This window comes from Alicyclobacillus fructus, from assembly GCF_017329605.1.
Lineage (GTDB): Bacteria > Bacillota > Bacilli > Alicyclobacillales > Alicyclobacillaceae > Alicyclobacillus > Alicyclobacillus fructus.
Genome location: NZ_JAFMTY010000016.1, coordinates 61,769 through 75,695, shown reverse-complemented (window position 1 = coordinate 75,695; position 13,927 = coordinate 61,769). Strand labels below are relative to the sequence as shown.

Below are 13,927 nucleotides of genomic sequence, written 5' to 3'. Positions count from 1 at the left end.
ATCAAACTCTCAATCCAAACAGCTTATCCTGACTTCGTGGTCGTCAAGACTCACGGGCTTGGTGGTCTTGTGTGTTTAGTTTTCAAGGAGCGACTCCGCAGTATCCCGCGGCTTTCGCGCCGCCTCGCGGCAGCTCGTTCATCTTATCACTTTCGCACCGCTTTTGTCAAGCCCCATCAAGACTTGAACCGCGCCTCGCTTCCGTTTGAAGCGAGCCGTTTCGCGGCAGCCGCTCTCGCGAGCAGCGATAGGTAATATATCACCGTTCACTTTGCGTGTCAACCATCGAGGTCCAATCCAAATTTACCCTTACGTATCGGCTGCGGATGCGAAACGAACGACCTTCCTCGAACCGCCCGCGAACGCCCAGCGCGCCCCCGCGCCGCATCAAGCCGGAATTCGCTTCCCCGCACGGCGCGAAACACACCCGCACGCAGGGCGTGCGACGGCGATCAGCGGCGCGACGCTTCCCGCCACCGCGCAAAGCCGACCCGTCGCCACCAGGCGCGCCGCGCTGGCGGGTGCGCTGCTGCCGCCATCGCCCCCCGTTCCCTGCTGAGGGTTTCGCTCACCACCATGCCGGCGAGGATCAGTGCGACGCCGAGCCACCGCATGGGTGAGACGTGATCGCCGTTCAAGAGCCATGCGCCGATCACGGCCACCGGCAACTCCAGCGTGCCAAGCACGGCCGCCATGCGCCCCCCGATGTGCGGGATGGCCACGAGCGCGAACAGCGTCGGTAAGACCTGGCTCAGAAGCGCGATCCAAAATCCCCAGAAGAGCGTCGGAGCAGGCCGTTGCGCCAGATGATGCACAAACGAGCCAGGCGGGAAGACGGTGAGCACAGCGACGCCGGCCACCGTGATGACGAGGGCAGAGCGAAGCTCGGGGGAGACGGCCGGATCGTTGTGCGCGGAGAGGGTCAAGTTGATGGCGTAGGCCAGCGCGGCGCCGAGTCCTAGGAGCACGGCCCCAACGGGCACCTCGCGCCAGGACGCCCCGGTCGCTCCGACCGCAAGCACCGTGCCGCCAAGAATGAGCACAAGCCCAATCCATTTCGCGATCCCGGGCCAACGGCGATGCCACAAGGCGTCGATCAGGGTGGCCATCCACACGAACTGGAACATGAACACGATGGCGAGGGAAGCCGGGAGCACGGCGAGCGCCCGGTAATACGTGTAGCAAAACAGGGCATTCATGAGGCCGATGATGACGATGAGCGCCCACTGCCGGCGATCGATCCGCTTGCCCCGGTGCCGGAACAGCGCCACGAGCCAAAGGCAGGCGGCGGCGATGGCGTACTGGGCATCGGTGGCCGCGGCGGGATCGAGCCCGGCCGCGTAAGCCAAGCGAAGAACCGGCGAGACGAGCCCATACATCGCCGCCGCAGCGAGCATCATGATGGCGTACAAGGCGATCCCTCCTCCGCGGACGCGGCCGCGGCGCTCGCGGCCGCACCTCCGCAGATAAGGATAGCGCACATTGCTAGGATTGCCAATTATGTGCGATATCGCGGCGATACTGCGCTCCGCTAAAGTGAATCGATGCGACGGCCGAATAGGCGCGATCGACGGCAGCGGGAATGTCGGGCGCGACGGCCGTGACGGTCAACACGCGCCCGCCGGCCGTCTCCAGCCGGTCGCTCTCGCCCCGCCGCGTGCCCGCGTGAAACACGGTGACCCCGTCCGGCAGCGCGCCCGGCAGTTCGATGGGCGTGCCCGCCTCGGACGACGCCGGATAACCCGAACTCGCCATGACCACACACACCGCCGCGTGCGCGTGCCATGTCACCATGGCAGGATCGAGCCGATCGTGCGCCACGGCCCACATCACCTCGAGGAGATCGCCCGCGAAGAGCGGCAGGACGACCTCCGTCTCGGGATCGCCGAAGCGGCAGTTGAATTCCACCACCTTCGGCCCCTCCGCGGTCAACATCAGGCCCGCGTACAGCACGCCGCGGTACACGACGCCCATGTCGCGCAGGCGCGCGAGCGTCGGCTGCACGATGGATTGCGTCACCTGGTCGATCACGTCACCCGTCACCCGCGGCACGGGCGAAAAGGCGCCCATGCCCCCTGTGTTCGGTCCGCGATCGCCGTCCAACAGCCGCTTGAAGTCGCGCGCGGGAAGCATCGGCACGGCCGTGTGGGCGTCCACGAAGTACATGAGCGACAGCTCGACGCCTTCCATGAATTCCTCGATCACGACCCGCCGCCCGGAGGCACCGAACCGCCCGCCGACGAGCATGTCCTCGAGCGCCGCCTCGGCCTCGGCGACCGTCTGCGCCACGACGACGCCTTTGCCGGCCGCAAGCCCGTCCGCCTTGACTACAATCGGCGCCCCTTGCGCGCGAACATACGCGCGCGCCTCGTCCAAATCCGCAAACGTGCGGTGGCGCGCGGTCGGAACGCCCGCCTCCTCCATCACGCGCTTGGAGAAGGCCTTGGACGCTTCCAGCTGCGCGGCGGACCGGGTCGGACCGAACACCGGAATGCCCGCCTCGGCGAGGGCATCAGCCAGTCCCTCCGCGAGCGGCTGCTCAGGGCCGATCACGACGAGGTCGACGCCCTTCTCCGCGCAGAACCGCACGATGGCGCCGTGATCGGACGCGTTCAGGGAAAGGACGTCTGCCAACTCCGCGATTCCGGGGTTGCCGGGTGCGGCGTACAACTGTGGCTGGCGCGCGCTCTGCGCCAGCTTCCACACGATGGCGTGTTCACGCGCGCCCTGGCCGACGACGAGCACGCGCGGCCTCTGCCCTTCGATTCCCATCCGTTCGTCTCCTCCTCAGTGCAGGAAATGCCGCTCTCCGGTGAAGACCATCGCGATCCCGGCCTCGTCCGCCGCCTGAATGCTGTCCTCATCCCGGATGGACCCGCCCGGCTGGACGATGGCCGTGATGCCGGCGCGCGCCGCGGCGTCGACCGTGTCCCGCATCGGGAAGAACGCGTCCGACGCCAGGACCGCCCCCCGCGCGCGGGACCCCGCCTGCTTGAGCGCGATCTCGGCCGCGCCCACGCGGTTCATTTGCCCCGCGCCGATGCCGAGCGTCTTGTCGCGATCCGCCACGACAATCGCGTTCGACTTCACAAACTGCACCGCTCGCCACGCGAAGCGCAGCGCCTCGTACTCGGCGTCCGTGGGCGCGCGCCGCGTCACGACGCGCCACGCGCTGGGATCGACGGGCAGGGCGAGATCGACCGTTTGCGTCAGAAATCCGCCGCTCACGCGCCGGAAGGTGACGTCGCCGGGGCGCCACAGCGGCTGCTCCATGTCGACGGTCAACAGCCGCAGATTCTTCTTCTTGGCCAGCACTTCGCGCGCCTCATCCGTGAACGACGGCGCGATGACAATCTCCAGAAAGATGCCGGCCAGCCGCTCCGCCAGCCGCCGGCCCACTTCGCGGTTGAGCGCGACGATGCCGCCGAAAATCGAGACAGGATCCGCCTCGTACGCCCGCTCGAAGGCTTCCTCGATGGTTTCCCCCCGGCCGATCCCGCACGGATTCATGTGCTTCACCGCCACGGCGACGGGGGCAGCAAAGTCGTCAAACGCGCGGACGATCTGGAGCGCGCTGTCGGCGTCCTGGATGTTGTTGTACGACAGCTCCTTCCCCTGAAGCTGCTCGGCCCGCGCGATGGTGGCCCGGGTCGCGCCGGGCTCCATGTAGAACTGCGCGCGCTGATGCGGATTCTCCCCGTAGCGCAGCGCCTGTTTGGCCACGCCCGTCACGTGGAACACCTGCGGCCAGTCCTCTTCGAGCGATGAGTTGCCGAGATCGCCCGCCAGGTAGTCGGCGACGAGCGCGTCGTAGTGAGACAGGGTGCGGAACACCTTCACCGCGAGCTCGCGGCGCAGCGCGCGCGGCACATCCCCTTGGCGCAGCACGTCGATCACCCGGCCGTAGTCCGCGGGATCGACGATGGGCAGGACGAACGCGTGATTCTTGGCCGCGCTCCTGAGCATGGCCGGACCGCCGATGTCGATCATCTCGATGGCCTCTTCGTCCGTCACGCCCTCGCGCTCGATGGTCTTCGCGAACGGATACAGGTTCACCGCGACGAGATCAATGGCGCGAATGCCGTGCTGTTCAATCTGCCGCAGGTGTTCCGGCAGATCGCGGCGCGCGAGCAGGCCGCCGTGCACCCGCGGATGGAGCGTCTTCACGCGCCCGTCCAAGATCTCGGGAAAGCCGGTATAGAGGTCGATGGGCGTCACCGGGATGCCCGCCTGCTCGAGGAGTCTCGCGGTGCCGCCCGTCGAGAGGATCTCAAAGCCGAGTCGGCGCAGCTCTTCGCAGAACGGCACAATCCCTTCCTTGTCGTAGACGCTGACGAGCGCCAGTTTGGCCACGTTCCCACTCCTTTGCGGAATCTCCGCTCTCATCTAGTCGACAAACGCCACGCGCCGTTCCCCTCGCGCGACGCGCCCCATCTCGTACACGATCTCGCCCTCATCTTCGAGCAGCCGCCGCGCGCGCGCCGCCTCCGTCTCCGGCAGCACAATCACGTAGCCGACGCCGAGGTTCCAGATGCGGGCCGCCTCTTCCCAGGGAAGGCCGCTCGCCTGAAGCAACCACGCGAACACGGGCTGTATCGGCCAGGCGCCGCGTCTCACCTGCGCCTCGCATCCCTCGGGCAACACGCGCGGGAGATTCTCGGGGATGCCGCCCCCGGTGATGTGCGCCATCGCCGAAACGCGAATCCCTTCGGCGAGCAGGCGCAGCACGCTCTTCACATAGATGCGCGTCGGGCGCAGAAGCACCTCGGCCACGTCCGCCTCCTCGCCTGGAAACCGCTGAAACAGCCGCAGGCCGTGATCGGCGATGAGCTTGCGCACGAGCGAATAGCCGTTCGAATGGAGGCCGTTGGAGGCAAGACCCAGCAGGACATCGCCCTCCCGCACGGCCGATCCGTCCACCATCTGGCCGCGATTCACACAGCCCACCGCGAAGCCCGCGAGGTCGTACTCGCCGTCGGCATACATGCCGGGCATCTCGGCCGTCTCGCCGCCCACCAGCGCGGCGCCTGCCTGGCGGCACCCTTCCGCCACCCCGGCCACAATCGACTCCGCCACGCCCACGTCGAGCTTGCCGACGGCGAGATAATCCAGGAAGAAGAGCGGTTCCGCGCCCACGGTGAGGATGTCGTTGACGCACATGGCCACGCAGTCGATCCCGATGGTGTCGTGCCGCCCCGACTCCATGGCGATTTTCAGCTTCGTGCCGACGCCGTCCGTGCCGGAGACCAGCACCGGCTCCTTGAACCGGCCGAGATCGAGCGCAAAACCGCTGGCAAATCCGCCGATGGCCGCGATGACTTCCGGCCGGAGGGTGGATTTCGCCAGCCTCGCGTACCGCTTCGCCGCCTCGTTTCCGGCGTCGATGTCGACGCCCGCCTGTTTGTACAGATCCAAGGTTCACCCTCCTATGCGGATGGGCTCCATGCCCTCGTTCAACGCCTGATCGATGAGACTCGTCGGATAGCGGCGCGTGAAACAGGCGTTGCAGAACGGCACGGGCGAGCCCGGCGGAAAGCCGAACGCCTGCATCAGCTCGTCCACCGTGAGAAATTCGAGCGAGTCGGCCTCGATGGCGCGCCGGATCTCCTCGATCGAATGGCGAGCCGCGACGAGTTCGTCCTCCTTCGCCGTGTCAATACCGTAATGGCACGGGCTCACGTACGGCGGACTCGAGATGCGCACGTGCACCTCCAGCGCCCCCGCGCCCCGGAGCAGGCGCACGATGCGCCGCGAGGTCGTGCCGCGCACAATCGAGTCGTCGATCAGCACCACGCGCTTGCCCTCCACGACGGATCGCACGGCGTTCAGCTTCAGGCGCACGCCGAGATCGCGCAGCTCTTGCGACGGCTGGATGAACGTGCGGGCAATGTACTTGTTCTTGATGAGCCCCGTCTCGAGCGGCAGCCCGCTCTGTTCGGCGTAACCCGCCGCGGCCGAGACGCTCGAATCCGGCACGCCGATGACGATGTCGCCCGGCGCCGGGTGCCGTTCCGCGAGGATGCGCCCGAGCTGCTTGCGCACGCTGTGCACGTTCCAGCCGTCCACGTCGCTGTCCGGCCGCGCGAAGTACACGTGTTCGAACGTGCACATCCGCCGCGCCTGGCGCGGGGCGAAGCGGAACGAGCGAACGCCGGACGGCGTGATGTGCAGGATCTCGCCCGGCTCCACGTCGCGCACCAGCGTCGCGCCGACGGTTTCAAACGCGCACGACTCCGACGCCACCACGTGCGCGTCGCCGAGCTTGCCGAGCACCATCGGGCGCAGGCCAAACGGATCCCGCACGGCGATGAGCTCGTCGTCGCTCAGGATGACGAGCGCGAACCCGCCCTCGATTTTCTGCACGGCCCGCGCGACGAGATCGGCCAGCGGCCCCGTCCCCTCCTTGGCGATGAGGTGCGCGATGACCTCGGTGTCGGACGTCGTCTGAAACAGGCTGCCCTGCTCCTCCAGCTGAATGCGCAGGAAGCGCGCGTTGACCAGGTTGCCGTTGTGCGCGATGGCGAAGTTGCGCGCGTGCGTCGCGAGCGCGATGGGCTGCGCGTTCTGAATCGTGTTCGATCCGGCCGTGGAATAACGCACGTGGCCGATGGCCGCATGCCCGTGCAGTCCCTCGAGCTCGCCGGCGCGAAACACGTCGGTCAACAGCCCCAGCCCTTTGTGGCTGTACATGCGCGATCCGTCGGTGGACGTGATGCCTGCCGCCTCCTGGCCGCGGTGCTGCAGCGCCACCAGCCCGTAATAGGTAAGCGCCGCCGCCCGCGGGTGACCGAAGATGCCAAAGACGCCACACTCTTCGCGCGGCCTGTCTTCCCAGGCCGCCTGCTTCTGAACGCTATCCACGCCTCGTCTCTCCTTTTGGGTCAAAGCGTTGCGCGCGAGTTCACAGCATCTTGGCGAAGGAGGCGCGGAATCGCGGTGCGGTACGCCTCCTCCAAGTCCACAAGCGATACGCGGATCTGGCGATCCGCAAACGAGACTTCGACATACGGCGCATCGACGAATTCGCCGAGCACTCGGGCCGGGACGTCGAACCGTTCGGCGAGATCGAGCAAGCGGGCGAGCGCCTCTGGAGCCGCCGCCACGACGGCGCGGCCCTGCGCTTCGGAAAACAGCCACCCCGCCGCGCGCACGCCGGATGGCGCCGCGATGGCCGCCCCAAAGCCGCTCGCGATGGCCATCTCCGCCACCGCGACCGCGATCCCCCCTTCGGACACGTCGTGCACGGCCTCGGCTGCCGCATCGGCCGCAATCTGCTGCAGGAGATCGTGCAGGCGGCGTTCCTCGGCGAGATCGAGATAAGGCGCGTCTCCGACAGGTTCGCCGCACGCCATCTCGGCCCAGAGCGATCCGTCGAGATCATCGTCCTCGCGGCCCAAGAGCACGAGCTTCAGCCCCTTGGCGTTTCGCGGCGCGGACGGCATCCTGCGCGCGATCCCGTCCAGCACGCCGATACAGCCGACGATGGGCGTCGGATCGATATCCTGGCCGCGCGACTCGTTGTACAAGCTCACATTGCCGCTCACCACGGGCGTGTCAAGCGCGCGGCAAGCCTCGGCCATGCCGTCGATGGCGTCGGACAACTGGCGCATGACCGCGGGCTTTTCGGGATTGCCGAAGTTGAGGCAATTGGTGATGGCGAGCGGCTTCGCCCCGACGGCGGCGACGTTCCGCGCCGCCTCCGCCACCGCGATGGCGCCGCCCTTTCTCGGATTCAGCCGCACATAGCGAGCGTTGCCGTCGGTGGCCATCGCGACCGCCTTGTCGAGATCGGGCACCTTGACGAGCGCCGCGTCCATGCCTGGGCCAAACACCGTCTGAGCGCGCACCATGGTGTCGTACTGGCGATACACCCACGACTTGTCCGCGATGTTCGGATGGCGCATCAGGCGGAGCCACGCCTCGGCGAGATCGCCCGGCTCGGGAATCGAGGCGCGCGCGGGCGACAGAGGCGGGCCGACGGGCCTCTCGTACACCGGCGCCTCGTCCACGAGCGCGCGGACCGGGATCTCGGCCACCACCTCGCCGCGCCAGAACAGGCGCAGCATGCCGTCGTCCGTGACGCGGCCCACGTCGGCCACCTCGAGCCCGTACCGGCGAAAAATGGAGAACGCCACATCCTCCTTGCCGCGCTCCAGCACGACGAGCATGCGCTCCTGCGATTCGGACAGCATCATCTCGTACGGCGTCATGCCCGTCTCCCGCACCGGAACCCTGTCCAGCACGAGTTCGATCCCGCCGCCCGCCCGGCTGGCCATCTCCGCGGAGGACGACGTGAGCCCGGCGGCGCCCATGTCCTGGATGCCGACGACCGCGCCGGTGCCGATGAGCTCGAGGCAGGCCTCCATCAGCAGTTTGCCGAGAAACGGATCGCCCACCTGAACCGCGGAACGCTCCTTTTCCTCCGGGTCTTCGGCCGAGGCAAAGGTGGCGCCGTGGATCCCGTCGCGCCCGGTGCGCGCGCCGACGACGAAGACCGGGTTGCCGACGCCCTTCGCCTCACCGCGGACCATGCCATTCGCCGGCAGAATGCCCACACACATCGCGTTCACCAGCGGGTTCTGGCGGTACGTCGGCGAAAACTGCACCTCGCCGCCCACCGTCGGAATGCCGACGCAGTTGCCATAGCCGCCGATCCCGGCCACGACCTGCGCGAACAGGTAGCGGGTCCGCGCGTCGTCGAGCGGCCCGAAGCGCAGGCTGTCGAGAAACGCAATCGGCCGCGCGCCCATGGTGAAGATGTCCCGCAAGATGCCCCCGACGCCCGTCGCCGCGCCTTGGTACGGCTCGACCGCGGACGGATGGTTGTGGCTCTCCATCTTGAACGCCACCGCCACGCCTCCGCCGATGTCGACCACACCCGCGTTCTCGCCGGGGCCCTGCAACACCTGCGGCCCCGTGGTGGGAAACTTCCTGAGGTGCACCTTGGAGCTCTTGTAGCTGCAGTGTTCGGACCACAGCACGCCAAAGATGCCCGCCTCGACGTAGTTCGGCAGCCGACCGAGCTTTTCCACCACAAGCTGGTACTCGTCGTCCGTCAGCCCGAGGCTGCGATAGATGGCCTGATCTCGAATCGCTTCTGGCGTTGGCTCACGCATGCGCTAGGCCCTCCTCGACGTGCGCGCGGATCGATTGAAACATGCGAATGCCGTCCTCCGAACCCATCCAGTCGATCACGGCCCGCTCCGGATGCGGCATCAGGCCGAGCACATTCCGCCTCGCGTTCAAGATGCCCGCGATGTCGTCGACCGATCCGTTCGGGTTCTCGACGTAGCGAAACGCGACACGCCCCGTCCGGCGAAGCTCCTCCACAACCTCTGCGTCCGCGTGATAGCGGCCCTCCCCGTGCGCGACGGGAATGCGGATGATCTCCCCCGGCTCATACAGGCGCGTGAACGGCGAATCGTTCGTCTCCACGCGCAATTTCGCGATCTCGCAGCGGAACTGCAGGTGGTCGTTGGCGAGGAGCGCGCCCGGCAAGAGCCCCGACTCCGTGAGGATCTGAAACCCGTTGCAGATGCCGAGCACCGGTTTGCCGCGCTCCGCCTCGCGCGCCACGGCGCGCACCACGGGCGAGAATCGCGCGATCGCGCCCGCGCGCAGGTAATCGCCGTACGAGAAGCCGCCCGGCAACACGATGGCGTCGTATGCGCTGAGGTCGTCCGCGTCATGCCAGACGAGATCGACCGGATCTCCCGTGATCAGGCGGATGGCCTGTTCTGCGTCGCGATCGCAGTTCGAGCCCGGAAACACCACCACCGCCCACCTCATTGGCCTCGCTCCCTGATCGCGAACGCGTACGTCTCCATCACCGGGTTGGCGAGCACCTTCTGGCACATCTCCTCCACCTGGCGCGAGGCCGCCTCTTCGTCCTCTGCCTCGAGCTGCATCTGGATGAACTTTCCTATCCTGACCTCGCCCGCGCCCTCAAACCCGAGTGAAACAAGGGCGCCGTGCACCGCGTGCCCCTGCGGATCGAACACCGACGGCTTCAGCCACACCTTGACCTCCACGTCGAACTGCCTCAACGCGCCACGCCTCCTTTCAGCCGCGCAAACACCTCTTGATACGCCTCTTCGACGCCGCCGAGATCGCGCCGGAACCTATCCTTATCCAGTTTCTCCCTCGTGCGTTCATCCCAAAGCCGGCACGTGTCGGGGGAGATCTCGTCCGCCAGCACGATCTCGCCCGACGGCAGCCGCCCGAACTCGAGCTTGAAGTCGACGAGCAAAAGCCCCGCTTCTCGGAAGCGGCGGGTGAGGAGATCGTTCACCGCGAGCGCCAGCCGCCGCAGTTTGGCGAGATCGTCCTCGGTGGCGAGATGGAGAAGGAGGGCGTGATCGTCGGTCACGAGGGGATCGCCCAGGGCGTCGTTCTTGTAATAGAACTCGACCAGGGGCCGTTCGAGCGGCGTGCCTTCTTCGATGCCGAACCGCTTCGCGAAGCTGCCCGCGGCCAGATTGCGGACCACCACCTCGAGGGGGATGATCTCGACCTTGCGCACGAGCGTCTCGCGCTCCGACACCTCCTCGACGAAATGGGTCGGCACGCCGTGCTCTTCGAGATAGCGGAACAGGAGATTCGAGACCTGGTTGTTGATGGCGCCCTTGCCGGCGATGGTGCCGCGCTTTTCGCCGTTGAACGCGGTGGCGTCGTCCTTGTACAAAACCCGAACCACGGCCGGATCGGACGTGGCGAACACTTTCTTCGCCTTGCCTTCGTAGAGCAGGATTTCCTCGGCCATTTCGCCCATCCTTTCGTGAACGAGGCTCACATGCCAAAGCGGTGGAAAATGGTGTCGACGTGTTTCAGGTGCCAGGACGGATCGAACAGGGCCTCGATTTCCTCGGGCGTGAGGTGCGCCCGCACGGCCTCCGACGCGAGGACGAGTTCCTTGAACGATCTCGCCTCCTCCCACGCCTGCATCGCGAGCGGCTGGACGGTGTCGTACGCCTCTTCGCGCGACAGTCCCTTCTCGACGAGCGCGGTCATGACGCGCTGCGAGAACACAAGCCCGTGCGTCCGATCCATATTGCGGCGCATGTTGTCGGGGTAGACGTGCAGATCGCGCAGGATGCGGTTCATGCGGTTCAGCATGTAATCGATGAGAATGGTCGCGTCCGGCAGCACGATGCGCTCCACGGACGAGTGGCTGATGTCGCGCTCGTGCCAGAGCGGCACGTCCTCCAAGGCGGGCACCACGTAGCCGCGCAGCACGCGCGAGAGACCCGAGATCTGTTCACACGAGACCGGGTTGCGCTTGTGCGGCATCGCCGACGAGCCCTTCTGTCCCTTGTAGAACGGCTCCTCGACCTCGCGCACCTCCGACTTCTGCAGGGCGCGAATTTCCGTCGCGATCTTGTCGAGCGTCGTGCCGAGGAGCGCCAGCGTGAAGATGAACTCCGCGTGCCGATCCCGCTGCAGCGTCTGGGTGCTGATGGGCGCCGGCTTCAGCCCGAGCCGGGAACACACGTACTCCTCCACGCGCGGATCGACGTTCGCGTACGTGCCCACGGCACCGGAAATCTTGCCATAGCGCATGCGCTCGCTCGCCGCGTCAAACCGCTCGAGATCGCGCTCCAATTCGGCGTACCAGAGCAGGCACTTGAGCCCGAACGTGGTGGGTTCCGCGTGCACGCCGTGCGTGCGGCCCATCATGACGGTGTATTTGTGCTTTTTCGCGAGCGCTTCAAGCGTGGAGAGGAGGTGCTCCACGTCCTCGCGGATGATCTCGATGGGACGGCGCAACTGCGCCATGAGCGCGGTGTCGACCACGTCCGTCGACGTCAGCCCGTAGTGCACCCACTTCCGCTCCGGGCCGAGCGACTCGGAGACCGCCCGGGTGAACGCCACCACGTCGTGTCGCGTCTCCTGCTCGATTTCCAGCACGCGGTTCACGTCGAAGCGCGCGCGCTCGCGGATGAGCCGCGCGTCCTCCTTCGGAATGACGCCGAGTTCGGCCCACGCCTCCACCGCGAGAATTTCGACTTCCAGCCACCACCGCATCTTTTCTTCCAGCGTCCACAGGCTCGCCATCTCGGGCCGGCTGTACCGGTCGATCACGCCACATCCTCCTCGTAGGAACCGATTTTCGCCCTGTTCTCCGTGGGCTCTCTTTGCGCCCGCGTGCGCGGCGCGCATTTCTCTACACGAGCGTTCCCGTCGCTCCCCATGGTAACACGAATCCCGCCTCGATCCGAACATTCATTGTGAATTTGAACCGAACGTTCGCTCGCGCGGGTGCAGACTCGCCCGAGGCGAGTCACTCCCACTCGATGGTCGCGGGCGGCTTCGACGTGATGTCGTACACGACGCGGTTGATGCCCGGGACCTCGTTGACAATGCGCGTCGAAATGGCCGCCAGGACGTCCCAGGGAATACGCGCGAAATCCGCCGTCATGCCCTCCTGCGAATGCACGGCGCGGACGGCGAGCGTGTAGGCGTACGTCCGTTCGTCGCCCATCACGCCCACGGTGCGGTTGCCGGTCAGCACGGTGAAGTACTGCCAGATCTCGCGCTCCAGCCCCGCCTTCGCGATTTCCTCGCGCAAGATGGCGTCCGACTCGCGCACGAGATGTAGTTTCTCTTCCGTCACGTCGCCAATGATGCGGATGGCGAGCCCGGGCCCCGGGAACGGCTGCCGCCAGACAATCTCGGGCGCCAGGCCCAGCGCTTCGCCGAGGCGGCGCACCTCGTCCTTGAACAGATCGCGCAGCGGCTCGATGATCTCAAACCGGACGTCTTCCGGCAGTCCGCCCACGTTGTGATGCGACTTGATGGTCGCCGCCGTATGCGTCCCGCTTTCGATGATGTCGGTGTAGAGCGTGCCCTGCACGAGGTAGTCGAACGGGCCGAGCCGCTCCGACTCTTCCTCGAACACGCGAATGAATTCCTCGCCGATGATCTTTCGCTTCCGTTCAGGATCCGTCACGCCCTCGAGGCGGCCGAGAAACCGTTCCTTCGCGTCCACCCGCACCACGTCGATGCCGAGCTTGTCCCGCAGGCTCTGCATCACGCTGTCGCTCTCGCCCTTGCGCAGGAGGCCGTGATCGACGAACATGGCCGTCAGCTGATGCCCAACCGCGCGGTGGACGAGCGCGGCAGCCACGGAGGAATCGACCCCGCCCGAGATGGCGACGAGCACCCGCTTGTCGCCGACGCGCTCGCGGATCGACGCGATGGACTCCTCGATGAAGTTGGTCATCGTCCAATCGCCGCAGCAGCGGCAGACGTCAAACAGGAAATTGCGCAGAAGATCCGTGCCGTGATCGCTGTGATGAACCTCGGGGTGAAATTGGACGGCGTACAGCTTGGCATCCGGCCTCGACATGGCCGCGATGGCGCCATTGTCGGTCACCGCGTCGAGGCGAAAGCCCTCGGGCACCTTGGTGACCACGTCGCTGTGGCTCATCCAGACGTGCTGGCGATCCGGCAAGCCGCGAAACAGCTCGGCGCCGGGCTTCACCTCGATGGACGCCCGCCCGTACTCGCGCACCGCGCCGCGCGCCACTTCCGCATCGTAGCGCTTGGCCATGAGCTGCATGCCGTAGCAGATGCCGAGAATGGGGACGCCGAGATCGAACACGGCGGGGTCGACGTCCGGCGCGCCTTCCGCAAACACGCTCTTTGGACCGCCGGAAAAGACGATGCCCTTGAGGGGACGCGCCCTGAGCGCCTCCGCAGGGGTGGTGTGGGGCAGAAGCTCCGAATAGACGCCGAGCTCGCGGATGCGCCGGGCGATCAACTGGTTGTACTGGCCTCCGAAGTCGAGGACGGCCACAAGTTCATGCATCGACAGGCACTCCTTTGCGGAAAAGGTCGCGAGGAACGGTTACGACAACGGGCCGATCCCGCACATCCACGAGGATCGGCCCGTCCAAGCCGGAACAAACACACGAAGGCCCGTAGG

12 protein-coding genes are annotated in these 13,927 nt (G+C 66.6%); 1 reads left to right on the top strand and 11 read right to left on the bottom strand.

From position 1 onward, the window contains the following. On the top strand, positions 1-255 hold a 255-nt coding region (locus tag J3481_RS09590), incomplete at its 5' end, for a hypothetical protein (protein ID WP_206831750.1). Between the two features lie 197 nt (positions 256-452). Here J3481_RS09590 and J3481_RS09585 read toward each other — a convergent pair. The 11 genes from J3481_RS09585 to guaA all read right to left on the bottom strand — a co-directional run bounded on the left by J3481_RS09585 (position 453) and on the right by guaA (position 13,810). Further along, a complete protein-coding gene (locus J3481_RS09585) occupies positions 453-1,412 on the bottom strand; it encodes an EamA family transporter (protein WP_206831751.1) in 960 nt (319 codons plus the stop codon). A 73-nt stretch (positions 1,413-1,485) separates the two neighbouring features. Continuing rightward, a complete protein-coding gene (purD, locus tag J3481_RS09580) occupies positions 1,486-2,772 on the bottom strand; it encodes a phosphoribosylamine--glycine ligase (RefSeq protein ID WP_206831752.1) in 1,287 nt (428 codons plus the stop codon). 15 nt (positions 2,773-2,787) lie between these two features. Beyond that, complete coding sequence (purH, locus tag J3481_RS09575) at positions 2,788-4,353, bottom strand: bifunctional phosphoribosylaminoimidazolecarboxamide formyltransferase/IMP cyclohydrolase (protein WP_206831753.1); 1,566 nt, start codon at positions 4,351-4,353, stop codon at positions 2,788-2,790. A gap of 33 nt (positions 4,354-4,386) precedes the next feature. Further along, on the bottom strand, positions 4,387-5,415 hold the full coding sequence (purM, locus tag J3481_RS09570; protein WP_206831754.1) for a phosphoribosylformylglycinamidine cyclo-ligase: 1,029 nt from the start codon (positions 5,413-5,415) through the stop codon (positions 4,387-4,389). Between the two features lie 3 nt (positions 5,416-5,418). Continuing rightward, complete coding sequence (gene purF, locus J3481_RS09565; protein ID WP_206831755.1) at positions 5,419-6,861, bottom strand: amidophosphoribosyltransferase; 1,443 nt, start codon at positions 6,859-6,861, stop codon at positions 5,419-5,421. Between the two features lie 20 nt (positions 6,862-6,881). Then, positions 6,882-9,116: a phosphoribosylformylglycinamidine synthase subunit PurL gene (purL, locus tag J3481_RS09560; protein WP_206831756.1), complete on the bottom strand. Its 2,235-nt coding sequence runs from the start codon at positions 9,114-9,116 to the stop codon at positions 6,882-6,884. Next, entirely contained in the window at positions 9,109-9,789 is a 681-nt protein-coding gene (purQ, locus tag J3481_RS09555; protein ID WP_206831757.1) for a phosphoribosylformylglycinamidine synthase subunit PurQ, read from the bottom strand. The genes purL and purQ overlap by 8 nt, the downstream gene beginning before the upstream one ends. Further along, positions 9,786-10,046 (bottom strand): phosphoribosylformylglycinamidine synthase subunit PurS, encoded by a 261-nt coding sequence (gene purS / locus J3481_RS09550; protein WP_206831758.1) that lies wholly within the window; start codon positions 10,044-10,046, stop codon positions 9,786-9,788. The genes purQ and purS overlap by 4 nt, the downstream gene beginning before the upstream one ends. Continuing rightward, positions 10,043-10,762: a phosphoribosylaminoimidazolesuccinocarboxamide synthase gene (purC, locus tag J3481_RS09545; RefSeq protein ID WP_206831759.1), complete on the bottom strand. Its 720-nt coding sequence runs from the start codon at positions 10,760-10,762 to the stop codon at positions 10,043-10,045. Before purC ends, purS begins: the two co-directional genes overlap by 4 nt. Positions 10,763-10,788: 26 nt before the next feature. Further along, the gene (purB, locus tag J3481_RS09540; RefSeq protein ID WP_206831760.1) at positions 10,789-12,081 is read right to left on the bottom strand and encodes an adenylosuccinate lyase; all 1,293 of its coding nucleotides are present in this window, start codon (positions 12,079-12,081) and stop codon (positions 10,789-10,791) included. Between the two features lie 199 nt (positions 12,082-12,280). Further along, positions 12,281-13,810 carry a glutamine-hydrolyzing GMP synthase gene (gene guaA, locus J3481_RS09535; protein WP_206831761.1) on the bottom strand — a complete coding sequence of 510 codons (1,530 nt, stop codon included), beginning with the start codon at positions 13,808-13,810 and terminating at the stop codon, positions 12,281-12,283. Between the last annotated feature and the right edge of the window lie 117 nt (positions 13,811-13,927).